The 24,527-nt window shown below is 54.6% G+C and carries 16 protein-coding genes; 5 read left to right on the top strand and 11 right to left on the bottom strand.

Annotation, left to right across the window (positions count from 1 at the left end; translation table 11 throughout):
* Positions 1 to 7: 7 nt before the first annotated feature.
* The 3 genes from OZX70_RS01310 to OZX70_RS01300 form a co-directional block, all read right to left on the bottom strand.
* Complete coding sequence (locus OZX70_RS01310; protein WP_277181387.1) at positions 8 to 1,705, bottom strand: iron ABC transporter permease; 1,698 nt, start codon at positions 1,703 to 1,705, stop codon at positions 8 to 10.
* Between the two features lie 50 nt (positions 1,706 to 1,755).
* Positions 1,756 to 2,814 carry an ABC transporter substrate-binding protein gene (locus OZX70_RS01305; RefSeq protein ID WP_277181385.1) on the bottom strand — a complete coding sequence of 353 codons (1,059 nt, stop codon included), beginning with the start codon at positions 2,812 to 2,814 and terminating at the stop codon, positions 1,756 to 1,758.
* 183 nt (positions 2,815 to 2,997) lie between these two features.
* Positions 2,998 to 4,185, bottom strand: a complete 1,188-nt coding sequence (locus OZX70_RS01300) for a phosphopentomutase (RefSeq protein WP_277181383.1) — start codon at positions 4,183 to 4,185, stop codon at positions 2,998 to 3,000.
* Positions 4,186 to 4,670: 485 nt separating this feature from the next.
* On the opposite strand from OZX70_RS01300, the gene OZX70_RS01295 reads away from it, so the two are divergent.
* Entirely contained in the window at positions 4,671 to 5,240 is a 570-nt protein-coding gene (locus OZX70_RS01295; protein WP_277181381.1) for a manganese efflux pump MntP family protein, read from the top strand.
* 317 nt (positions 5,241 to 5,557) lie between these two features.
* Here OZX70_RS01295 and OZX70_RS01290 read toward each other — a convergent pair whose 3' ends face one another.
* On the bottom strand, positions 5,558 to 6,418 hold the full coding sequence (locus tag OZX70_RS01290) for a hypothetical protein (RefSeq protein WP_277181378.1): 861 nt from the start codon (positions 6,416 to 6,418) through the stop codon (positions 5,558 to 5,560).
* A gap of 316 nt (positions 6,419 to 6,734) precedes the next feature.
* Here OZX70_RS01290 and OZX70_RS01285 point away from each other — a divergent pair, with 316 nt between their 5' ends.
* The 4 genes from OZX70_RS01285 to valS all read left to right on the top strand — a co-directional run bounded on the left by OZX70_RS01285 (position 6,735) and on the right by valS (position 12,742).
* Positions 6,735 to 7,526 carry a response regulator transcription factor gene (locus tag OZX70_RS01285; RefSeq protein WP_277181376.1) on the top strand — a complete coding sequence of 264 codons (792 nt, stop codon included), beginning with the start codon at positions 6,735 to 6,737 and terminating at the stop codon, positions 7,524 to 7,526.
* Positions 7,527 to 7,658: 132 nt separating this feature from the next.
* Positions 7,659 to 8,327 (top strand): endonuclease III, encoded by a 669-nt coding sequence (gene nth / locus OZX70_RS01280; RefSeq protein ID WP_277181372.1) that lies wholly within the window; start codon positions 7,659 to 7,661, stop codon positions 8,325 to 8,327.
* 68 nt (positions 8,328 to 8,395) lie between these two features.
* A complete protein-coding gene (locus OZX70_RS01275; protein ID WP_277181370.1) occupies positions 8,396 to 9,922 on the top strand; it encodes an ABC transporter substrate-binding protein in 1,527 nt (508 codons plus the stop codon).
* A 69-nt stretch (positions 9,923 to 9,991) separates the two neighbouring features.
* On the top strand, positions 9,992 to 12,742 hold the full coding sequence (gene valS / locus OZX70_RS01270) for a valine--tRNA ligase (protein ID WP_277181367.1): 2,751 nt from the start codon (positions 9,992 to 9,994) through the stop codon (positions 12,740 to 12,742).
* Between the two features lie 264 nt (positions 12,743 to 13,006).
* Here the strand turns inward: valS and OZX70_RS01265 are convergent, their stop codons facing one another.
* The 7 genes from OZX70_RS01265 to OZX70_RS01235 all read right to left on the bottom strand — a co-directional run bounded on the left by OZX70_RS01265 (position 13,007) and on the right by OZX70_RS01235 (position 24,054).
* Positions 13,007 to 13,897: a hypothetical protein gene (locus OZX70_RS01265; RefSeq protein ID WP_277181365.1), complete on the bottom strand. Its 891-nt coding sequence runs from the start codon at positions 13,895 to 13,897 to the stop codon at positions 13,007 to 13,009.
* 169 nt (positions 13,898 to 14,066) lie between these two features.
* A complete protein-coding gene (locus OZX70_RS01260) occupies positions 14,067 to 14,420 on the bottom strand; it encodes a chorismate mutase (protein WP_277182060.1) in 354 nt (117 codons plus the stop codon).
* Between the two features lie 263 nt (positions 14,421 to 14,683).
* Positions 14,684 to 16,738: a transcription termination factor Rho gene (rho, locus tag OZX70_RS01255; protein ID WP_277181363.1), complete on the bottom strand. Its 2,055-nt coding sequence runs from the start codon at positions 16,736 to 16,738 to the stop codon at positions 14,684 to 14,686.
* 243 nt (positions 16,739 to 16,981) lie between these two features.
* The gene (locus OZX70_RS01250; RefSeq protein ID WP_277181361.1) at positions 16,982 to 18,673 is read right to left on the bottom strand and encodes an NAD(P)/FAD-dependent oxidoreductase; all 1,692 of its coding nucleotides are present in this window, start codon (positions 18,671 to 18,673) and stop codon (positions 16,982 to 16,984) included.
* Positions 18,674 to 19,074: 401 nt separating this feature from the next.
* Positions 19,075 to 19,389 carry a DUF2469 domain-containing protein gene (locus OZX70_RS01245; protein ID WP_277143495.1) on the bottom strand — a complete coding sequence of 105 codons (315 nt, stop codon included), beginning with the start codon at positions 19,387 to 19,389 and terminating at the stop codon, positions 19,075 to 19,077.
* A complete protein-coding gene (locus OZX70_RS01240; protein WP_277182059.1) occupies positions 19,386 to 20,624 on the bottom strand; it encodes a GNAT family protein in 1,239 nt (412 codons plus the stop codon). Before OZX70_RS01240 ends, OZX70_RS01245 begins: the two co-directional genes overlap by 4 nt.
* 304 nt (positions 20,625 to 20,928) lie before the next feature.
* A complete protein-coding gene (locus OZX70_RS01235) occupies positions 20,929 to 24,054 on the bottom strand; it encodes an InlB B-repeat-containing protein (protein ID WP_277181359.1) in 3,126 nt (1,041 codons plus the stop codon).
* Between the last annotated feature and the right edge of the window lie 473 nt (positions 24,055 to 24,527).

Genomic DNA, 24,527 nt, shown 5'->3' with positions numbered 1-24,527 from the left:
TTTGTTTTCATCTCTTTGAACGATTAAGTTGGCTGAGCAACAGATTCGAAATGCCCAAAATGATGAGCACCAGAATGATGAGCAAACTCGAATAAGCAAACGCATTGCCGAATCGAGCCGCATCAACCTCATCAAGAATCTGAGAGGTCACAACCTGGGTCTGTGGCGTTGTAATGAAGATAATGGCCGTAATCGTGGTCATGGACTTCGTTATTGCGTAAGTCACTGCCGTGACCACTGCCGAAGACATCAAAGGAAGCGTTATCTTACGCACTGTGGTCAACGGGCTCGCGCCCAAAGACACCGCAGCTTCCTCGATTTCTGGGTTCACCTGACGGAAAGCAGCAATGAAAGACTGCTGTCCAGTCGGGTTGCCTCGTGCGATGAATACCATGATGATCGCTATCGAACCTCCCGCAATCGCAAGTCCACCGGCGAGTGAAGGCAGAACCTCAACACCGAATATGTGTACAGGCTGTGAATAGGCCATTGCAAAACCAAGACCAAGAACGGTCCCAGGAATTGCGACACCAAGCATGCCCCACAAATCCAGCACAGGACCGAAGCGATGCAGATGACGTACAACAAGCCAGCTGATAGCCAGAGCCAACAAAGCGGCAAGAGGCGCAGCAATCAATGTCATGAGCAACGTTGTCATCACCGCATCGCTACCCAGCTGTTGGATGAAGATGAAATGATCCAATGTCCATGTGTTATCGACACCGAGAATCTTGACGAATCCGCCGATAAACAGTGTCGAATAAATCGTGGCGACCAACAGGAGCCACAGCAATGCAATAACCAGCATCGGCACGACCACTTTAAGCGACTTCACAGGCTTCAATGAACCTGTGGGCTTACCTGTCACAGTGACAACGGACTTCTTGCTTGTCCAATACCTTTGAATGATGAAGACGGTAATGGCAGGAAGCAGAAGCACCAGCGAAATGCCTGCGGCAGTAGGTGCATCACCCGAGCCGATAACTGCAAGATAAACCTGACTGGCCAGAACTCGGTAATTACCGCCGATAACCAACGGGTTGGCCAAATCGGCAATACCTTCGACGAACAGTACCAAGAACGAAGACAGCATTGAAGGCAATACCATTGGAATCGTCACATGGAACAACGTATGAACAGGCGACGAACCCAAGCTGGAAGCTGCCTCGAACAACGAAGGATCAAGATTGTCGAACATGCCTTTGATGTTGAGGTACGCGACCGGGGCAAATGTCATCGTAAGAACCATGGTGAGACCAGGCAAACCATAGATATTGGTTTCCAGACCCAGTAGATCGTGAGTAATCATACCGCGCTTACCGAACAGAGTGATGATTGCTGTTGCAGCTGCAAACGGAGGAGAAATAGTCGGCAGCAGTGTAAGCCAATGCAGAATCCTCTTGCCAGGCATACGAATGAACGTTTGCACATACGCGCAAACAAAACCAATCGTCGTGCCGAGCACACCTACCAAAAGACCAAGTATGATGCTGTGAATCAATGTGTCAGCGTTGCTGGTGAATGAGGCTACAATAGCCGCCCTGCCGCGTGCGCTGAACCCTGCCTGAAACAGCTTAATGACAGGAAAACCGAGCAACATCGTCAGAGCAACAATAACTATTGCCAGGACCACCCACACAGAAGCATTTTTACGAAGGCTTTTTCGAGGTTTACGTGTCTTAGTGACTGAAATCGTCGAACTCATTCTACCTCCTTGTCAATTTGTATTTCAATAGTGCTTTTTCCATCGTTCGATCACTTGGCGTTGCTTGAAGAAGAGACTTCTTTAGCGAAGGCATCGATGAACTTTTCACGCGAATTAGCAGATTGCTGCATATTCCACTTGACATGCTTGACCTTGCTCTGATCAGGGGCATCCTTACCGGCCTTCACCTGAGGATTGGTGGGAGAAACATAGGTAGGAATGTCCGGATACATGGTCTGGAACTTCGGACCGAGAACCCAATCGACAACCTTCTTTGCGTTCTCCTTATTGTGTCCTTGCTTCATAATGGAAACACCACCGACGTCATAGCCAGCGCCTTCGGCAGGATAGCTGGTGACCAGATCCTTATAGCCCGCTTCCTTCGCCTTCACACAATCGGAATCCAGCGAGATTGCCACAGTCACTTCACCACGACCGGCTTGTTCGGTTCCTGTCGCAGCTGCCTTCGAGTACTGCATGATATTGGGACTGAGCTTCTTGAAATAATCCATCGCCTGCTCCAAATCACCACCATGAAGCATCGCCTGAGTGTAGATTGCATCATAGCCGGCACCTGCCGTCGAAGGATGCGGCATGCCGATGCTCTTCTCCAGCTTCGGATTGAGCAGATCATTCCAAGAGGTAGGAGCCTTCAGACCCTTCTTCTTCAACTCTACAGAGTTGGAGCAGAAACCGAGAGAATCCGTATAGACACCCGACCATGTTCCCTTGGCGTCCTTATATTTGGCTTGATAGTTTTTAGTAGACGGCGAAACATAATGCTCAAGCCATCCCTTGCTATCAGCGATCAAATGATTTTCAACCGGGCCACCAATCCAAGCATCGAATTCGCCCGGGTTGGTTGCAAGCCTTGCCAGAATCTCGCCAGATCCGAGACGGACATAAGCCGCCCTGATGCCAGTGTCTTTGGTAATCTGCTTGCTCATCATCTGGCAGAAATCATCTTGCTGCGAGCATGCAATTGACACACTGCCACTGCCCTTGCTGCTGCTGTTATTTGACGAGCCACACGCAGCAAGCGGTGTCAACATGGCGATTGCCGCCAAGCCGGTAAAGACTTTCAAAGCTTTCGATGTATTACTCATCATTGAGCCTTTCTCTAGTATTGCGCTTTCATTGATGCGCAGTAAAAACCGCACATATTTTTTTAAGGAATAGTTATGCCTAGAACAAAAGCCACTTCACCACAAAAATGACCTCTGATCAATACTGTTTAAAATACATTCCGCGTATTAACATACGCGAAAAATCCTCTCCTTTCTCTGTTCTTTTTATTGCAAATCTTTGAGGAAGCTCGTTCCAGTTCCGGACCCGGTAACGTTGAAATTATCGAGGATGGTGGCCCCGAAATCGGAAAAGGTCCCACGGGTCCCGAGGCTGGCGGGATGTCCCATGCTCGGCGAATAGGCAAGCAGCGGGACGAACTCCCTGGTATGGTCGGTCCCCTTGAAGCAGGGGTCGTTGCCATGGTCGGCGGTGATCATCAGCAGATCGTCGTCCCTCATGTTGGCGATGACGGTGCCCAGACGAGTATCGAGCTCCATGAGAGCGCAACCATCGCCTTCGGGGTTGCGCCGGTGGCCGTACATCGCGTCGAAGTCCACCAGATTCGCAAAACAGAAACCCGTGAAATCCTGTTCCATCACATGGTCGACATGGTCCATGCCATCCATGTTGCTCTGGTTGTGATACCCTTCGTCGATGCCCTGGCCGGAGAAGATATCGTTGATCTTGCCGATGCCGATGGTCCTGACCCCGGCCTCCTGCAGGTAATCCAACACGGTCTTCCCATAGGGCTTCAACGTGAAATCATGACGGTTCGCCGTCCTGGTGAAATGCCCCCTGCCAGAGCCCACATACGGGCGCGCGATGATACGGCCGACCATGTATTCCGGGCCGTTGACAAGGCTGCGGGCGTATTCGCAGATCCGGTACAGCTCCTTGACCGGGATAATGTCCTCATGGGCGGCTATCTGCAACACGGAATCACCCGAGGTATAGACGATCAGATCGCCGGTCTCCATCTGGTGCTCGCCCAGCTCGTCAAGAATCTTCGTACCCGATTCCGGCCGATTCCCGACGATCCCGCGGCCCGCAAACTTCGAGATCCTATCCATCAGCTCATCCGGGAAACCATGAGGGAAGAAACTGAGCTCCCGCCTGACCGGAAGACCCATCATCTCCCAATGCCCGTCCATGCTGTCCTTGCCCACCGACACCTCCCGCATCCTCCCATAACACCCGATGGGCTGCTCCGATGCCGGAACGCCCTCGATGGGAACCGGACGCAGGTTCGATATCCCCAGCCTGGCGAAATTCGGCAGCTCCAGCCTCCCGGCGAAATACCTGCCGATACTGCCCAAGGTGTCGGCACCTTCATCACCGAACCGGGCCGCATCAGGAGCCGCACCGGTCCCGATGGAATCCATAACCAAACCGAAAACACGCCTGTACCTCATCGTTCAAGTTCCCTTTCACCCAACGACTTCTCCGGTTGCCAACTCTGGCGACCGATGACATCTAGCTACAACGCGACGTTACCAACAAGTTTTCACGGAGTATAAAAGCTTTAATTGGTATTATTGCGCTTTCATTCACTATACTATCAATTTTCTTTTATTTGTCAACGCAGATAAGGTGTGTCTTAAATGTACGCGCTTTCATCTCCGAATGGAATAGCAAATTGTCCTCTTATAAGAAATTTTCCAAAATGAAAATGACAGCGTTATACTGTAACGGTAATTGTGGCATGCGAACGGTATTCACATCGGGAATTCAAAGCCGGAACAGTAAGGAGTTGCCGGCAGTTCTCAATGCCGAAACACGAGGCGTAGGCGGGCAACCGTCGAGGCCCATCCGCGTGCGACATGCGACGGCAACGCAACAACGTTACCGTTCTCTGGCATAGCGTTGCGGATGAACACGAAAGTGCAGACGCAAGCTTATGATCGTCGAAATTCTGCTTATCGCAGTGTCCGTCTCGATGGACGCCTTCGCCATCGCCATCGGTAAGGGACTGGCCACCAAACACGTCAGACCACTCAACGCCATCAAAACCGCACTCTGGTTCGGTGGGTTCCAAGCGCTGTTCCCGATTCTCGGTTATTTCTTCGCTTCTTTGTTCGGCAAGTACGTTGAAGCCGTAGACCATTGGATTATTTTCGGATTGCTCGCGCTTATCGGCGGCAATATGATTCGCGAGGCGTTCGGGGAACCCGAGGAAGACGCCAAGGAAACAGCACAATTCGACTGGCGTCACATGGCACCGCTGGCCGTCGCATGCAGCATCGACGCCTTCGCGGTCGGCGTGAGTTTCCAGTTCATGCCGCTCAACATCTGGGGCGCGGCCGCCATCATCGGCGTCATCACGGGAGCCTTCTCCATCGCCGGCCTTTACTTGGGCCACACCATCGGCGTGCGTTGGCAGCAGACCGCCCAAATCATCGGCGGCATCGTCCTGATTCTCATCGGCCTGAAAACACTGCTGGAGCACCTCGGCATTATCGCCTGGTGAATACATAGCGACGACCATGACCGCCATCTGACCGTTTACAGCGAACAAACGCTAAAATCCGATTCGGCACAACATTGATGGCTTGTCATTAAGCCCAAAAATACGTTCAGTGATATATCAAGTCAGCATGGAACGAAATATTAAATGCAACTGAGCTTCCCTGCTGCAAATATATCCATTACAGCAATTTGCCAATCAACAGAATCATTGATATTTCAACGTTGTGGAATTCTCAAGCAAAACATGATACAGCACTGAAGAACAATTACGGTATATACAACCGTTCCGTGCTATGAATCGCAACGATAAAAAAACCATCAGCCGACGAAAACGAGCAGCGCGACCAGTGCGAGATAGACAACGAAACCGCCATACATTACCGGCACAAGACCCAAGGAATACAGCGCATAACTACGGAAGTTCCGCAAGTCATCGGAATTGCCGGCCTCAAGCTTGAAGCGTGGCAACGGGCTTCCGACGGCACGATAATCCTTCGCCCACCTGGTCGAGGCCCACGACAGCGCGGCCAACAGCGCCACGGCGATCACCGCGATAATCGCAACCACATACGGCTTGCGGGCACCCAACGTACCGACACCGAAATAACGCAGCAGAACCGGGGCGAACACCCAGCCCGAGGCTCCCGCCATGGCGACGTCGAACATCAAACCGTGCGAGAGGGAGAGCACCATATTCATGCGCTCGCGGCGCAGCATCTGATGCAAAAAACCGAGGATGACAAACGCTGCCAGCACAATCAGCAATGCGCCCGCCCAGAGCGTGCACCAATGCAGCAATTCATCGCCCGACATCGCGTCGAAGCGTGCGGATACGTGGCGGCGCAGCCTACGCGGCCCCGTCATACCAGCGGTTTTCGGCAGTGCCTCTGCCAATGACGTCTCGGTGGCATATATCATGCCGAAACCGCCGAAGGCACCCACTATGGCATCAAAAACACTGGTGTGCAACGGCCAGGAAACCTCTACGAAAATGGCCAGTGCCCCGGCAACCGCCGTAAAAATAGCCACTTCCGTCCGGCCTTCGACAAAGCACGCTGCAATCAACAGAACGGCGATGACCGCATACGCGCCGACCTGAAGCACCACCATCCCCTTGGTGGAGCCTATCGACAGAGAATGCCTCTCCCCATTGCCGTCGCCATTCGCCGCAGCAACCATCCGTAACCCCGTTCCGTCTCGTGTCACTCGCTTTTCATGCCATTTTAGCCACGAAAATCCAGTCATTCAAAACCTTGTTGTCTAACTGTTCACCGGCCTTCAAAACCGCGGAAACTCCGGCGTAACACTGCTGACACAAACATGGTTTTCCATAAGTAATATGGTAGCGGCCAGTGTCCACAACCAGCAGTTACAATATAAGTAATCGAATTAAACCCCAATGACGTCGTACACATGATGTCGAGCTATGCGTAGGTCCGGGCGGAGACGGCACGACTTGCGAAACCACGGGGTCACGATTGGGAGGGAGGGCTCTATGACCGATTTGACATTGATGACGATGGCCCCCAATCCTGCGAGCGTTCTCCCAAGCCTTGCTCTTCTTTCCTACCGCGTGCGCGTACTGCCGATGGATGCCGCAAGTCTGGTAAAACTTCCCGAAAACACCATTCTTTTTCTCGACGCGCGCGACGATCTCGCCAACGCCAAGACGCTGTGCAATCTGATTCATGCTTCAGGTCTTTCTATTCCGATTATTCCCATCATCACCGAAGGTGGTTTCACCGTCATCAACAGTCAGTGGGGTGTAGCTGATGTGGTGGTAAGCAACGCCTCCCCCGCCGAGGTGGAAGGCCGGCTACGGCTGGTCTGCGAGCGCGGCAGGGTCGTTCCGACAACCACCCAGACATCCGTGGAACGCGACAATTATCGCGAGGACGGGCAGATTCGTTCCGGCGACCTTGTGGTGGATACCAAGGGCTATACGGCCACGCTCAACGGCGAACCCGTCAATCTTGCCTATAAGGAATTCGAGCTGCTCAAATACTTGGTCCAGCATCCGCATCGTGTCTTCACTCGCGCCCAGCTTTTGCAGGAAGTGTGGGGCTACGACTATTACGGCGGCACACGCACGGTCGACGTCCACGTGCGTCGCCTGCGTGCCAAGCTCGGCGGCGAATACGAGCATATGATCGGCACCGTGCGCAACGTCGGCTATCGCTTCGATCCACCGGACGACGACGGCAATCGCAGCAACGCCGGCAACGACACCGATACCGACGATGGCGGCAATAGCCAAGATGTCGGCAGCAACGCAAATAACGCCTGAAATCCGCAAAACGGATGACAATAGGCCATTTTCGTGGCTATAGTGACGAGTAAATCACCTCATTGTCAAATATGATTCGATAATGAAGGACGTATGTTACGTATCAACCATCGCAATTGAGGAGCGGAACGGATGCCCAGGGAAACCAAAGCGCAGCGCAGCAAGCGCATTCACGCTGAATACGACGTGCTCTGCGACATGTTCCCCGATGCGATGTGCACGCTCGATTACGAAACCCCGTTCCATCTGCTGGTCGCCACCGTCTTGAGCGCGCAGACCACGGATGTGCGGGTCAACAGCGTCACTCCAGAGCTTTTCCGCGACTTCGGCACGCCCGAGACGCTGGCGGTCGCCGACCCGGAACGTATTGAAGACATCATCCATCCGTTGGGCTTCTACCACACCAAATCCGCCCATATCATCGAACTGGCCGCGCAGATCGTCCGTGACTTCGACGGCGTGGTGCCCCAAACGATGGAAGAGCTCACCACACTTTCCGGCGTCGGCCGCAAAACCGCGAATGTCGTCTTGGGCGACGCGTTCGGCGTGCCCGGCTTCCCGGTCGACACGCACGTCATCCGCGTGACCGGCCGCCTGCGCTGGCGTACGGATTGGCGCAACAAGCACCCCGACCCAGTCAAGGTCGAAAAGGAAATCACGCAGTATTTCGACCCCAAAGAATGGTCAAACCTTTCTCACCGCCTCATCCTTTTCGGCCGCAACGTATGCAGCGCACGCAACCCCGACTGTGAATCCTGCCTATTGAACGACACCTGCCCTTCCGCTTTCCACCCGCTCTGATTCTTGATATTCCAATGCTTTACACGTTTTCAGGAATCATTCAGCACCGGATAGTAAACTTCTGACCCATGTCACGGCATAAGCAGCAAACGAGTGGGCCAATAAGAGGTCTCGCCTTCCTCGGCGCTGCTGTGGTCCTTTTCGCCGCCATAGGCGTCGGCTGGGCTCATTTCGGCCGCCATTCCGTCGATGCCACCTTGCTCCATTCTGGCTCGGAAGTCACCGTGGGCTTGGACGCACCCGCCCCGCAATCCCTTGATATCCGTACGGTTGCGGGCAAAGAGCTCGACCAGGCGCTGATCGGCAATGTCTACGAAACCCTCGTCGGCCGCGACCAGAACAACAAACTCGTTCCGTCCATCGCCAAAAGCTGGGACGTTTCCAAAGACGGCCTCAACTATACGTTCACGCTCAATCCCGACATGCGTTTCGCCAACGGCGACGCACTGGATTCCACCGATGTGGTCTATTCCCTTCAGCAAATCATCAATAACAACTACGTGGGCGCTGAGGAACTGACCGGGCTTCAAGCCGTCAAAAATCCGAATACCTCAACGGTGCAGATAAACCTTTCCTCACCAAACCCGAGGTTGTTGCGAGCGCTTTCCTCGCGCGCCGGAATCGTCTATGATTCAACCTCCAAAGTAAACTACGCCAAACAGTCCGGCGGCAGCGGGCCTTTTACCGTGCACAGTTTCACCCCCGGAAATTCAATCGTTTTCGCGCGAAATCCCCTGTATTGGAAGCAGCAGGCGGCCGCCTCGCAGATGACCATGCGTTATTTCGACTCGGAGGAAAAGCTCAACAAAGCCATGCAAGACGGCCAGATCCAGCTTGCCGTGCTCAAGCCATCAGACTCCCCGAAGCCCTTTACAAACAGCAAAAAATATAGTGTTTCCAAAGGCCTTACCACTTCCAAGGTGACTTTGGCGCTCAACAACAATACGAATTCGATTTTCTCGGATCAGAGGGCCCGTGCGGCCGTGCGTTATATCCTCGACAACGAAGCGATCACGAAAGCGCAGCCGAACGCCGCCACCGTACTTAACGGGCCGATCAGCCCTCTTGAACCGGGATATGACGATCTTTCCGTTATGTTCCCGCATAATCTTGACGAGGGCAAAAACGACATCAACTATTTCGGGCCCACTTACATCGGTGACGTCACCTTCCTGGTGCCTCCCGAGTACGCAACACTGGGCCAGCAGATCGTCGAACAGTTCAAGACGACCCGTTTCAATCTTGTCATGCAAGAAGTCGATGACGGCACGCTTTCCCAGCGGATTGCCAACGGCGACTACAAAATGGCCATCACCACCATGCAAGGCCCCGACGATTTGGGTGCGTTCGCCAACAACAAGTTCGGCTATCAGAACAGCCAAGCCCAGCAGGATTATCACAATGCCCTGGCTTCACCCAACGATATCGATTACCAGCAAAACCTGCGTAACTATGCCAAAACGGTGAGCGCCGATGCTGGTAGCGCTTGGCTTTACACCGCAAGCAGCATGGTGGTCGCGGATAATAATGTCACCGGTTACCCGAGGAACATGACCGACGAATATCTGCCGCTGCGCGACGTGAGGACACGGTAGAAAAAATCGGCGCTCACATGCCAACCCGCGCCACTCTTATGTCACCATTGCTTTCTAAAATTGGACGTTATGACTGATCAGGATAATAGCATTATCAATGCAAGCCTTTCGCCCCTTCCCGACAGGGTCGGCGTCGACGGCTTGGAAGACAAATGGCGCGCCGAATGGGACAGCGACGGCACCTATGATTTCGACATTCCACGCGACGGCAACGGCGAGCCCGACCGCAAAGCCGTCTACTCCATCGACACCCCGCCGCCCACCGTTTCCGGCTCCTTGCACGTGGGTCACGTTTTCTCGTATACCCACACCGACGTCATCGCCCGTTACGAGCGGATGAAGGGCAAGCACGTCTTCTACCCGATGGGCTGGGACGACAACGGCCTGCCGACCGAGCGCCGCGTGCAGAACTATTACGGCGTGCGCGTCGACACCTCGCTCAAATACGACCCTGACTTCAAGCCACCGTTCGAGGGCACGCAGGGCAAGAAGCTCGAGGCCCGCGACCAGGTGCCGATCAGCCGCAAGAACTTCGTGGAGCTGTGCGAGAAGCTTACCGCCCAGGACGAGAAGCAGTTCGAGGCGCTGTGGCGCTCCTTGGGCACGTCCATCGATTGGCGTCAGACCTATCACACCATCGGCGAGCATCCGCAGCGAGTGGCGCAAAAGGCGTTCCTTCGCAACCTTGCGCGCGGCGAGGCCTATCAGAAGGATGCGCCAAGTCTTTGGGACGTCACCTTCCAGACCGCCGTGGCGCAGGCCGAGCTGGAGAGCCGCGAATACGATGGCTTCTACCATCGCGTCGCCTTCCGCTTCGAGGATGGCACGCCGATCTACATCGAGACCACCCGTCCGGAACTGCTGGCAGCCTGCGGCGCGCTGATCGCCAATCCTGACGACGAACGTTATAAGAAGTACTTCGGCCAGTACGTTTATTCCCCACTGTTCAAGGTGAAGGTGCCGATTCTGGCACATCCCGCCGCCGAAATGGACAAGGGCGCCGGCATCGCGATGTGCTGCACCTTCGGCGATCAGACCGATATCGAATGGTGGCGCGACCTGAATCTTCCGCTGCGTCCGATCATCCAGCGCAACGGCCGCATCATCATGAGCGTGCCGGATTGGATCACCAATGAAGGCGGCAAGGCCATCTTCGAGGAGACCGAAGGCAAGACCACCTTTACAGCCCGCAAGATCATCGTGGAGCATCTGCGCGAGTCCGGCGACCTCGACGGCGAGCCGAAGCCCACCAAACGTATGACGAACTTCTACGAGAAGGGCGACAAGCCTCTCGAAATCGTCACCTCACGCCAGTGGTACCTCAAAAACGGCGGCACCGATATGAAGCTGCGCGCCGAGCTCTTGGAGCGTGGCAAGGAGCTCGAGTTCCACCCCGACTTCATGCGCGTGCGCTATGAGAACTGGGTCAATGGGCTGAACGGCGACTGGCTCATTAGCCGCCAGCGCTTCTTCGGTGTCCCGTTCCCGCTGTGGTACCCGGTCAAGGCCGACGGTGAGGCGGATTACGATCATCCGATTACCCCGAGCGAAGACCAGCTGCCGATCGACCCGACCAATGATGTGCCTTCCGGTTACACGGAGGACCAGCGCGACGTGCCCGGCGGCTTCACGGCCGAAAAGGACATCATGGACACCTGGGCCACCTCGTCGCTGACCCCGCAGATTGTCACCCACTGGGAGGAACCGGATCAGGAAAGCAAGGACCTGTTCAAGGCCACCTTCCCGATGGATCTGCGCCCGCAGGGTCAGGACATCATCCGCACCTGGCTTTTCACCACGATGGACCGTGCGCACCTCGAAAACCATTGCCTGCCGTGGGCGCATACCGCGCTTTCCGGTTGGATCCTCGACCCCGATCACAAAAAGATGTCGAAGTCCAAGGGCAACGTCGTGGTTCCCAAGGAGCCGATCGAGAAGTATGGCGCCGACGCGGTGCGCTACTGGGCCGCTTCCGCCAAGCTCGGTCTCGACGCCACCTATGACGAGGGGCAGATGAAGATCGGCCGCCGTCTGGCCATCAAGCTCTTGAATGCCACCAAGTTCGCGCTGGCCATCGGCCGCGAGGACGACAATCATCACGTTGGTGCCGCCGCGACTGCTTCCTGGAATCCGGCCGACGTCACCGAACCGCTCGATCGCGCGGTGATGGCGCGTCTGGCTTCGGTCATTCGTGAGGCCACCACCTCCATGGATGCCTATGAGCATTCCAAGGCGCTGGAAATCATTGAGACGTTCTTCTGGCAATTCTGCGATGACTACATCGAGCTGGTGAAGAACCGCGCCTACGGCACCGCCGATTCCACCGGCAAGACTCCGTCGGCCGCCGCCGTAAAGTCCGCGCACACCACGCTGGGTCTAGGCCTTGAGGCGTTCGCACGTCTGCTCGCCCCGTACATGCCGTTCGCCACCGAAGAGGTCTGGCATTGGATGCACGCAGGCGAGGGCTCCGTGCACACCTCCTCCTGGCCGGCCGCCGAGCCTTACGAGGCCGCCGCAGGCGACGCCGACCCGGACATGCTCGTTTGGGCCGGCAAGGCGCTGGCCGAGCTGCGCGGCTTGAAGTCGCAGGCCAAGGTCTCGATGAAGACCCCGATCTTGAAGGCAACGCTCAACGTGCCAGAAGCCGGAAAGCAAGCCATCGAGGCGAGCCTCATCGACATCGCCGAAGCCGGCAAGGTCACCGGCCCGCTGACGGTCGCGGTCGATAATTCCTCCGATACCCCTGACAACGAGATTGTCGTTAAGGTCAGTGACGCCGAAATCGGCGAGCCGCCGGCTAAGAAGCCCAAGAAAAAGTAAGGTTTCAACACAAAATCGATAGCAGAATACAGTAAGAGGGATTGCGTTGATTGAACGCGCAATCCCTCTTACTGTATTGCTTATTGATCATCACTCTGAACTGGCGTTGAACCTGATCTACGAATTCGCGTTCCTCCACCGATATGTCACCATACGATATATTGCAATTGAAAATCGCAGACAAACTACGGATTCCAAACCGTTAGCCAAATCAAACGTACCAGAGTCATTTTTTTTCAATACACTTGGGCAGGCTAAACCTTGTCACTTGCCCATGTCACTCTTGCCGAGATCCAATCGCTTGAGTTCCGGAATATCCGTCAGCGAGTCGTTGCCCTGAGCGTGCTGCCCACGGGAAGCATCCCTTTCAGTGTCATTGCTTTCAGCGTCACGATTTTCAGTGTCATCACTTTCCGATAATCCCTCCGCCGCCGCAGATTCGTTCAACGGTCCGGTTTCGTTCAGAACTCCGGCATCTTCGTCAACACTGTCAGCTCCAAAATCCAACGGCCCGCCTTCGAAATCGTCAAAGCTATCGATATCGCCAATCTCGTCATCGATATCGTCGACGTCATCCAACGCGTCCGGATCGGCGTATTCCTTGGCGTCCTCGAACGCGACGGCACCGGGAGAGTCTGGGTCGTCCCTGCGGTCATTCTTTGCTTCACGCTCTTCCTCGCGTGCGGCAATGTCCTGCAACGTGCGGGCGAAACGCATCACCTGTTCGTCGGTGATGGTTTCAAGCTTCTCCTTGGTCATCACCGAACGCATGACCATACGGATATGCGCAACGTCAAACGCAGGTCCCTTCTCCCGCTTCGACTTGTTTTTCCTGGCGTAAATCTCCAAACCGTGCTTGCCCTGACGCGCGTGGACGAACGGCGTCCATTTGTGCCCGCTTTGCGAAGCGTCAAGCAGAGTCGCGAGCCTTGCGATCAAAATCGCACTTTGCATGGTCGAAAGCCCGTACCATGAGCACATCAGATACCACGAAACCGAACGTTCCAACGTACCGCCCAGATATTCGTCGTATTCGTCCATCGCCATCTGCATCAGCGACATCCGATCCTCAAGTCGCTTTTCCGGAGTGTCCAGATTATCGATAATCTTGAATTTTTTCCTGCTAATGATTTTCTTGCCGTGCTTCTTACCCATATCAGCCTCCTTGCCAACAGTTTTTAGGTCCGTTACAACTTATTCTATCATTTTGGAGAATTCGTTTTTGGAACGTAATGGGACAGCAGTCATCATTGACTCGCACGTATTCACCGAAATGGGACTTTCACATCAATAATGCAAACCTCAAACAAACCCTCGAAGTCTTTCACGCGTAAATGTCAAGCACGCCCGGGTCGCCGCCGGCTTCGGCGATGCGCTGGTGACGTTTTTTGGCTTCGGTGACCACGAACTCGCGGTAATTTTCCTCGATGCTCGGGTCGAGCCCGGCATCGACGGCGACCTCCTTGAGCCGTTTAGCCTGCTGGTTTTCGCGATTCCGATCTTCCGGAGCGAACCCGGCCTGAGCCTTCAAAACGCCGACTTCGGCGGTGTATTTGAAACGCTCCGCAAGCAACGAAACGATGGCCGTGTCCACATTGTCGATGGATTGGCGCAGCCGCTTGATACGCTCGACGGCCTGTGCGGTCTCCGGGTTGGCCTGCTCCTGCGCATCATCGATGGTTGTATCGCGCCAGCCACAGGTTTGCGTAGCATGATCGAGTTGTGAATCACCGCCGGTTTGTAAAGTGCTATTGGGTCGCGCAGCGCCACCGATTGGCGAAGCGCCATCGGTTTTAGTTATCTTGTTGCTTTCGGTTGCCTCATCGTTCACAGAAGCACCATTGTTCTCACAAAAATCAGTCATGTATTCACCATACGACAAGAGCCCCACCTCTCCGGCAGGGCTCTTACGAAAATCCTGTATATGGCAAACAGAAAATATCAGTTGTTCATATTGTTGATATTCTGCTTGATAATGGCCTGAAGGAAGTCGCGGTTTGTGGCGGTCTTCTTCAGGTTCGGCACGATGGTCTGATAGGCCTTTTCCGCATCGAGGCCACCAAGCAGACGACGCAAGCGATAGATGACCGCCAGCTCGTCCTTCGGCGTGATGAGCTCCTCGCGGCGGGTGCCGGAGGCGTTGATATCAATGGCCGGGAAAAGGCGCTTGTTGGCAAGGTCGCGCGAAAGGCGCAGCTCCATGTTGCCGGTGCCCTTGAATTCCTCGAAGATGACCTCGTCCATCTTGGAACCGGTTTCCACCAGTGCCGAAGAGATGATGGTCAAGGAACCGCCGTTTTCGATGTTGCGTGCCGCACCGAAGAACTTCTTGGGCGGGTAAAGCGCCTGCGCGTCAACACCGCCGGAAAGCACACGGCCGGAAGCCGGGGCCGCGATGTTGTAGGCACGGGCGAGACGGGTCATGGAATCGAGCAGCACCACCACATCCTGACCAAGCTCCACCAGACGCTTGGCGCGTTCGATGGCGAGTTCGGCGACGGTGGTGTGGTCGGAGGCCGGGCGATCGAAAGTCGAGGAAATGACCTCACCCTGCACAGTGCGCTCCATATCAGTGACTTCCTCGGGACGTTCGTCCACGAGCACCACCATCAGATGTACTTCGGGGTTGTTCGCGGTAATGGCGTTGGCGATGTTCTGCAAAGTGATGGTCTTGCCGGCCTTCGGCGGGGAGACGATCAGACCGCGCTGGCCCTTGCCGATCGGAGACACAAGGTCGATCAGACGACCGATGATATTGCCCGGCGTGGTCTCCTGCTTGAGACGCTCCTGCGGGTAAAGCGGTGTGAGCTTCGAGAACTGGGCACGGTTGGCCGCGTCCTCGACACTCATGCCGTTGATGGTCTCAATGGACTGCAATGGCACGAACTTCTGGCGCTGGTTGCGGCGTTCGCCTTCGCGCGGCTCGCGGATAAAGCCCTGCACGCCGTCGCCCTTGCGCAGGCCGTACTTGCGAATCTGGCCCATGGAAACGTAAACGTCGTTCGGCCCCGGCAGATAGCCGGAAGTGCGGATGAAGGCGTAGGAATCGAGCACGTCGACAATGCCAGCGACGGGAACCAGTCCTTCCTTGGAATCATTGCCGCGACGGTCGCGCATATCGTTTTCGTTCACCGCGTCGTTATTGTAATGCTCGCCGCGTTCGCCACGATTGTCACGATCCTTGTAATCATAATTATTATTGCGATCGCGCCCGCGCATCCTACGCTGATGGCGTTCATTGCCACGTTCCTCGCGGCTGTATCGATCGTTGCGACGCGTATGGCGGGTGAATTCGCGACGGGGCTCTTCCTCTTTGGCATCGTTGGAGTTGTTCTCGTCATTGCCAGCGACGGGCAATGTGGCGAGAATATCGTCCAAATCACGGACTTCGTTGGAAGCAGTATCGTGGCGGGACTGCTGCTCCGCACGATAGTTGCGACGACGGGTGCGTTCCTCACCGCCTTCCTCCATTTCACGTTCACCGCGGCGATGCGCCACGAACGACCTGTTTCGACGGTGCAGCGGCTCTTCGTCATCAAAAAGCCTGGGCTCCTGCGTTGCCCGTTCTTCCCGGTTTTCCTGCTTTTGCGAACGCTGGACGGACGCATCGGAAGCGGAATGCCGGATGGTCTTGACCGGCGCTTTCTCACGTTGCTCAGCATCGCCCGACTCGGCGTTGCCGGACTTGCGGGCAGGAGCCGATTCACTGTTTTCAGCGTTCACCGATTCACCGGCACGCTTGGGCGCAGAACTCTGCTTTTGCTGGTCTTTGGATTTATCGTCATCGGCGCTGCTCTTTTTTGCGGCCGCTTTAGGCGCGGCCTTGGGGGCGCGAACCGTGACACCGCTGGGTGCGTCTCCGCCCGTTCTTGCAGCTTGGAGGGTGGCGAGTAATTCCGGCTTACGCATCGTTGACGTACCGCGAAGTCCCATCTGCTTGGCGAGCGTTTTCAGCTCAGGCAGCTTCATATCCTCAATATTCTGGCTAGTTGCCACTATAATGTTGCCTTTCCTTGACTTCCTACGGCAGTGCCCGGAAGACTTATGAAAAAGATGCGGCATATTTTACAAACCGCGTATGAATTTCGATACCACCATGTGGTTTTCGAACTTTCCTTTAGCGTACAACCGATGTGCGACCTCTGCGATATTTGAAGCAATAGCGTGTCGGAAAACGCAAAAGGCGAACGCCAGCAGGAGCATTCGCCTTCATACGATAACAGTCGGAACCGGTTCCGGCTACTTTTCTTCGTGATAGGACTTTTCGGTATTGACCGACCAGACATTCTTCTTGTCGGCGCGGCCAGACTTGATGTTACCCACGGCCTCCATCGCGCTGGCCATGGAGTGGTCCTGGTTGTTGTAGCGGTGCTGACCGTTGCGGCCCACGCAATAGAGGTTGCCGAACTTGTCGAGCCAGTCGATGAGCTGCGGCATTTCGTCGTAGGTGTCGAAGTAGGCGGGATAAGCCTTCTTCACGTGCTCGCGGTGGGAATCCAAGACGTCCTCGGGGCCGTTGATCACGCGCATGCGGGTGAGTTCCTTGATGGCGAACTTCGTGGCTTCTTCGTCCGAAAGGTTCCAGAAGTCGTCGCCTTCCTCGCAGAAGTACTCGAGGCCGACCCACACGGTGTTGTCGACGTCACGCACGAGGTACGGGCTCCAGTTGTTGAAGATCTGCACGCGGCCGACCTTGTAGCCCGGATCCTGCACGTAGATCCAGCAGTCCGGCACAATCGGCGGGTTGCCGAGCGTCTTCATGTCCGTCGTGTTCTTCAAGCGCAAGTGCTTCACCAAGAGGCCGACGGTGACGAAATCACGGTACGGCAGGCCGTTGGCGATACGCTTCATATCCGCAGGTACGTCTTCCGAAGTCGTGGCGACTTCCTTGGATGCGGCGGTATCAGAAGCATCAGCAGTCTTTGAACCGTTACCGGCGTTTGCGGCTTCGTCCTCTTTCGCGGCCCTGTCGATGGCGTTGACCAAGTCCTTGACGGGCATGGACGAGATGAAATCATCCGCCTTGAGCTCGGTACGCGCGCCCTTGTCGTCGACATAAATCACCGAAGCAATCGAACCGTCGGCCTTCTGCTTGAGTTCGACCACATTTGCGTCGGTGATGACCTTGCCGCCATTGTCGACGACCTGGCCTTCGACGATCTCCCAGAGCTGGCCGGGGCCGAGCTTCGGGTACCAGAACTCCTCGATCAGCGAGGTCTCCACCTGGCTGGAATCGCGCTTTTTCGGCATCAGCTTTTGAATCGCATTCTTGAGCACAGTGATCACGGACAGGCCACGCACACGCTGGGCGCCCCAGTCCGCCGAAATCTGCGAAGGCGTGCGCCCCCAGACCTTGGTGGTGTATCCTTCGAAGAACATCGAGTAAAGCTGACGGCCGAAACGGTTGATATAGAAGTTCTCGAGATTGTCTTCGGGCAGCTTGTGAATCATGCTCCAGAGGTAGCTGAACCCGGCCTTCAGCGTCAGCTTCAGACCCAGCGCCTTGAACAGGCCCGGGGAAAGCGAAATCGGATAGTCCAGGAAGTGCTGGTTCCAGAAGATACGCGAGACGCGGTGACGCTTGAGCATCACGACATCGGTCTTCTCCGGATCCGGGCCGCCGGGCTCGAGGTCGTGGTGACGCCCCAGCTTCTTGTCGTCATACGAAGGCGCGCCCTGCAACGGCATGATGTTTTTCCACCAGTCCATCACGCGGTCGTCCTTGGAGAAGAAACGGTGCCCGCCAATATCCATGCGGTTGCCATTGTGCTTCACCGTACGGCTGATGCCGCCGAACTCGCGCGTCGCCTCCAAAACGGTCACATCGAACTTGTCGGCGCCGCCGTCCTTCAACAGCTCCCAAGCAGCTGTAAGCCCCGCAGGCCCGCCACCAATAATCACTACAGACTTCTTGCCAGCATCCTCAGCCACAACAGCCTCCCGAAAAAATCTTATTTTGAAGCCAATACGCTCCATACACAAATCATCACTAGCTTACACGAATGCGCAAACCAGAACTACCAATGTCTAAAAACATACACGAACCATCTGCATGTTTGCTGAAAGTATCCGCTTAAAAGTGCCTCAGAACTCTGACATCGAAACAATTGCTCTCCGAAAAGATCCTAAGGTTGAGGTCTGGGAGGGTGGGACATGCGTTGTCCGACCGTAAAGACTTGGCCTGAGCAAAATTGGAAATTTTGCCTTCGCGCTCGATACATCGCGCTCACTTCACCTACGAAAAGCCCACAGGGCTTTTCGCTTAACGGTTCAGCCCGGAGCGTCCCAAGGGAAATATGTTTCCCTCCCAGACCGTCATAAGCAACAAACAATCAAGCCAGAGAATCGGGAATATCGATGTCGGACTTCTGCACTTCCTCTACGTTGACATCCTTAAACGTGACAATCCGCACGTTCTTGACGAACCTTGAGGAACGGTAGACATCCCAGACCCACGCATCCGTAAGCTGCACGTCGAAGTAGACATCCTGTCCGGCGGAACGCACGTTGAAATCAACCTTATTGGCCAAATAGAAGCGCCGTTCCGTCTCCACTACGTAGGTGAACAGCTTGATGACGTCGCGGTACTCCTTGTAGAGCGCCAGCTCGGCGTTCATCTCGTAATCGTCGAGATCTTCAGCGCTCACTGAACGCTACCCCCTGATTTGTCGTTTTTCGAAGCGTTCGCCTTGTCGACGTCGCCTTTTTTCTGCCCGTTATGGCCGAGATTGCGCCACCAAGCCTTTTTCGATTTCTTGCTTTGTGTAGCGGAAAATGGCCATGAAGTTTCATCGGAATCATCACTCTTGTGCTTCTGCCCAAGATGCTCCGAGCTTTGCTGTTCCGCCGCCGCCGAAGAGCCGTCACCGTGAACTGCGGCGGCATCCGCAGCCTTAGACTTGCCATTGGCGACTGGCGAAGCAACACTATCGGCAGGTTGTCCGCTTGCGACCTTGGTATCATCGTGTTCATGGTTGGACGAGCGGCCATTGCCTTGTCCGCCACTTCCACGCGAGGCAGCGCTTTCTTTGGTCTCCCCACAGCTGGCATCGGGACCTGAGACGTTGTCTTTGTTTTTCCGATTCTTGTGCTGCTGGATTTCGATGGAATGCTCACGGGCAGCCATGGCCTCTTTGACGCCAGGGTTGCCTTCGATGACATGCATGCCGAAAGCATCCAACGAATGAATCGGGTCATACTCGTCTACAAGGGTGTCGAGAACGATGAGGTCCTGATATTTGCCAATCGAGGCGTCCCACAGCGAATCGCGGGACGTGCCGGACTTGATGAAGCCCAACGATTGATAGACCGAGAGGGTACGAGTGCTTTTCTCCGGCACCGCCACCCAGATACGATGCATACCCAGACCCACCGGAGTGGAGGCGAACCCGTAGGTCATCACGCGCGGCATCGCATCGCGCGAATAACCACGACCTCGGTAATCCTTACCCAACATCACCTGAATACGAGCCGAACGTGCCCAGCCGTCAATGTCGATCAGGAAGATCATACCGATGACGTTGTCGGTCTCCTCGGCATCGATTTTGCCGTCTGCGTCATGATCCGAATCGGTCAGAATGGTCCAGGCCATCGTGCGCCGGGCTTCGGGATCACCTACTCCGGATTCGGATGCGGCAACGCCGTTGACCCAAGCCACCGAACGCTTGACCCAGGCCTGAACGACGGCGCGCTCGGACTGCTTATCCTTGCCGGTGTCGCCGGAAGCGTTGAAATAAACTTCCAACTTATCTAGCTTCGGCAGATCGTCAAGGGTAGCGGGGCGCAAATGCACCATCTCGCCACGAATCTCCGGTATGACAATACGTTCCGGCAGCTTACGCGGCGTTGCATCCACTACAGGAATTTCGGAGTTTTCAGACATAGTCACTCACCCTCCAACGAACATGAGACATACCTTATTATCAGGATACTGTATTCATCTGACGAGCATAAGATCAGAAAACCTTGCATTTCAATACTTACGCCATCAGCCGCATACATCTGATGATTTTCTGCCGAAGCACACAACAATCATCGCAAAAGAAAACCCTGACCAGACTAATCACAGGATTATGAACGCCTCAGGGTAAAACAATGGAGGCGGAATGCATGCCGTAATGCATACATTCCGCCTCCACTTAGAAGCAACCGGGCCGCTCACTCATCAAGAGAATGGCTGTTGCCGGTCACCGCCGTTCTTCCTCAGAACGATGCTGTGCGTAGATGAAACGGTTGCGGTGAACAATGAGGACCACGAAAATCATCATCATGAACACCATCAAGAGCAGCCACCAAAGCGAATGAGCACGGGTGCCAGCGTAAGAAGAAGCCATGGTCTCAGGCGAACATCTGCCGATATTGCCGGCCGCCTGCACCATGTAGCCGGCAGGCGTCAACGTATACGCCGACCCAGAAACCTCACTCTGACCGTCAGCCAAGCAGTAAACACGCGGCTTGGCAGGGCTAGCCGAATCAGACTTGCTAATCGAGCGATCACGCGCGGACGCAGAAGGCTGTGTAACCGTACTCCCCGCAGACTGCGGCACGACCACCGACGGGCTGACCGGAGTAACAACCGGAGCCAGCGGCGACAAAGGAGAAGCCGGCTTGACAACCGTTGAGGATGTGGAAGGAATCTGCGACGAAGGAACCGTGACCTTCGCCCACTGCGCATACAGCACTGCGACAGGATCGGCACTTTGCAACGTCAACGAAGACTCGCCGCCGAGACCGGCAACCGGGGAATCACCGGAACCGTCGCGGGCACTGTTCCAACCAATGAACCTCCAAGTGACCTTGGAATCACCGGAACGGGTCGGGAGCACATTTGGCATCTCAAAGCGATGGCTCTCATCCGTCGTCGTCTTGGACATGGAAGCCACCTTGACCGGTGAAACCGTACTGTTACCGGCGTTCATATCGAACGACAGCTGATAACTATAAAGGTTGTCCCATTGTGCGGTAAGTACGACGTTGCGGTCGGCGCTGGAAACTGTGACAGCATCACCAGGCTTGTAGGTCTTACCAGTGGCTTCGTCTTTCCATTCAATGAAACGATGCGTGCTGTTCTCGTCATCACCGTAATGGTTCGCAACAGGAATAACGAATTTTTTGCTGTTGTGCGCCGAAATGGCCGTCAACGTATCAAAACCGTGGGTCACATGGCCTACACCCGGTGCAAAGGAAACGGAATACGCCGTCTTCGGAACCCACTGCGCATACAACGTCACCGACGAATCAGGCGCATTCGCCTCATCGATTTCAGCACCATCAGCGCCAACCGGTACAGTGTCGCCAGGTTCATAGGTGGCACCAGTACCGTCAGCATTCATGGTCCAACCAACGAACGTAGCGCCGTCACGCATCAAACCCGATTGCGGCACCTTGATATCCGCAGAATCCTTGGTATCAGTCACCGAAGTATCCGTCTTTGGCAAGCTGCAGCCCTCACCGCCAGCAACGGGATCGCCGTCCGCGTCCTTACTGCAGGAAGCCTGCAACGACGCATCACCACCGGCGTTATAGTCCAGCTTCAACGTATGCGTACGCTCACGAACCCATACCGCATGCAATACTTCATGCACATTGTCGGGATCCAAGTAAATATCACCGGTAGCGCCAGGCTCAAAGTCAATCGTGCGTGAACCTGCGGTCTTGCTCCAGCCAAGGAACTTGTAACCGTCAAGACTCAACTTCTCCGAACCATCAAGACGCATCACACGACTGTTGATGATGCCGTTGGACTGTACCTTGGGAACCTCTACAGGAGAGGTCTGCGCATCACCCGCGCTCGTCGGCACATTCGAATCGAACGAAAGGCGATAGGTGTAGTACCTCTGCCATTGAGCATACAGCGTCACCTGTGGCTTACGATAGGTAAGCTTGAGCGAGCCACCCTTGTGCAAATAACTTGAAGCATCGTCTGAAGCCGATTTCTCCGTACTCCACCCAAGGAATTTCCAAGAGTAATTCGAGTCAGGATCAGCCGTCTTACGCTGCGGATCGGCATTGCGTAACGTAAACCAATGCCATGTCGCCGCATCTCGAGATTTTTGCGGCTCGAACGCGTTGACATTCGTCACCGTATCGCCGCTGTTGCCAAGGTTGAAATCATAAGAGAGTTGATAATTGTAGGACTTCGTCCAATTTGGTATCAGCGTAATCGTATCGAAGTTCTTGGACGCCACAGTCACAGTATCACCCGGATCGGCAAGATTATCGGTCGCACCTATCACACGCCATCGGCTGAACTTCCACGTATAGTTCGGATTTGCGTTGGCATCCGACCGATCAGGTACAGTCGTAGGAACCTTGAATGTTGCCGTCTTACTTGTAACCCTTTGGGATTGGTTTATGAAGGCATCCTTATTGGTCATCAGGTCAGAACCTGCACCGCTGAAGTCATAGACAAGCTTATACGTCTGCCAATGCTTCACATGCCCTTCTATTGTAGTATTACGCTCTGTAATCGGCTTGTCGAAATCAAACTTCGTGTCATCTTGATACCAACCGTCAAATTCATCATCCGGCCCAAGATGCAACTCCGAATTATTCGGAGGAGTCGCTTTGGCACCACAACGAACCATCTCAATACCAGAGTAGATAGTCTGGTCTTCCCGAGATATATAGAAATTAATGTAACAGCGTTCACTCTCCGGTATCGTTTCATCCCAGGATCCTATCGGATTGATAGATACGTAGTTACCCGAACCCTCACTACCACCCCCGTCATCGATAGGAGTATTCTGATTCACACATTCCTTCGAATTCGGATGAGATTCACAATAAGACCCATGGTTTCCGCCGTTACCGTTACCACTACCTTGGCCGCCGTTGCCGTTACCACTACCGCCACTACCAGAGCCGGGATTGCTCGGCTCCGGATCATGATGCACCGTCCAATTGGCCTTCAACACGCTGTCTTGCGCAATCGCAACCGTATCCCCGGCATTCGCATGGCCAGTCGGCTGCGAACCACCATAAGGATAAACGCTCCACCCGGCGAAATCGTATCCTGTACGAGTAGGCGCGGCGGGAGCAATCATGTTGCCCGAACCATCGGAGCCATTGCCCGGATCGACATAATGATCCGCATAATCGGCACTGTGCCCCACCGGCACCTGACCATTTGCCAAATCATAACGAACCGTATACGTCGCATAGGCCTGCGGCCCGATGGCCATCTTCTGCGATTGGCTGGAAGCAGCACCCTCGCTTACTTCTCCCTGCGCAGAAGCAGACACACCAACGAGACCAACCAACATTGCTGATGCCACCACGGCACCCAATAATTTCGTACCTTTTAATCTCATTCTTCACCTCACATCCAACAACCACCAAACACTACATTGTTACTTGTAATATATTACAAGTAATAGACAATTATTTAGACATCAGATATTTTAATGCCGACATTTTCAAACTGATATATATCTACATGTTTGATTACCAACAATCGAAATGATTGGACAACGTATGCAACATCGCATCGCAATCAGCACAAATCCGTAACCATTGCAAGTAAAAATCGAAACTCAACCTTGAGCCAAAACGTTCACCACTCGATATTTACAAAAAGCCGAAACAGCACGCCGTCACGCCGAACGCTGCGGTCCAGCTCCGGTCTTGACATCTGGTGCCCCAAATCCTCAAACATATGATTCATTTTGTGATACGTCGACCATATACGAAAAATCTGTGTTCGAACAATGAATGTTCATCGCCCGAACACAGATCATATTTCGTTTACGCAGAGTGTTGGTAAACACTCAAACCAGAACGTTTA

Origin of the sequence: Bifidobacterium sp. ESL0732, from assembly GCF_029395535.1 — a bacterium.
Lineage (GTDB): Bacteria > Actinomycetota > Actinomycetes > Actinomycetales > Bifidobacteriaceae > Bifidobacterium.
Note: the sequence above shows the minus strand (reverse complement) of the source record. Positions and strands in the feature narration are given on the sequence as shown.

Coding starts and splice junctions, on each gene's coding strand:
- OZX70_RS01290 (WP_277181378.1), bottom strand. CDS start 6,418: ATGGTTGCTGCGGCGAATGGCGACGGCAATGGGGAGAGGCATTCTCTG.
- OZX70_RS01310 (WP_277181387.1), bottom strand. CDS start 1,705: ATGAGTTCGACGATTTCAGTCACTAAGACACGTAAACCTCGAAAAAGC.
- OZX70_RS01265 (WP_277181365.1), bottom strand. CDS start 13,897: ATGGGTAAGAAGCACGGCAAGAAAATCATTAGCAGGAAAAAATTCAAG.
- OZX70_RS01300 (WP_277181383.1), bottom strand. CDS start 4,185: ATGAGGTACAGGCGTGTTTTCGGTTTGGTTATGGATTCCATCGGGACC.
- OZX70_RS01295 (WP_277181381.1), top strand. CDS start 4,671: ATGATCGTCGAAATTCTGCTTATCGCAGTGTCCGTCTCGATGGACGCC.
- OZX70_RS01235 (WP_277181359.1), bottom strand. CDS start 24,054: ATGAGATTAAAAGGTACGAAATTATTGGGTGCCGTGGTGGCATCAGCA.
- valS (WP_277181367.1), top strand. CDS start 9,992: ATGACTGATCAGGATAATAGCATTATCAATGCAAGCCTTTCGCCCCTT.
- OZX70_RS01275 (WP_277181370.1), top strand. CDS start 8,396: ATGTCACGGCATAAGCAGCAAACGAGTGGGCCAATAAGAGGTCTCGCC.
- OZX70_RS01240 (WP_277182059.1), bottom strand. CDS start 20,624: ATGTCTGAAAACTCCGAAATTCCTGTAGTGGATGCAACGCCGCGTAAG.
- OZX70_RS01305 (WP_277181385.1), bottom strand. CDS start 2,814: ATGATGAGTAATACATCGAAAGCTTTGAAAGTCTTTACCGGCTTGGCG.
- OZX70_RS01285 (WP_277181376.1), top strand. CDS start 6,735: ATGACCGATTTGACATTGATGACGATGGCCCCCAATCCTGCGAGCGTT.
- nth (WP_277181372.1), top strand. CDS start 7,659: ATGCCCAGGGAAACCAAAGCGCAGCGCAGCAAGCGCATTCACGCTGAA.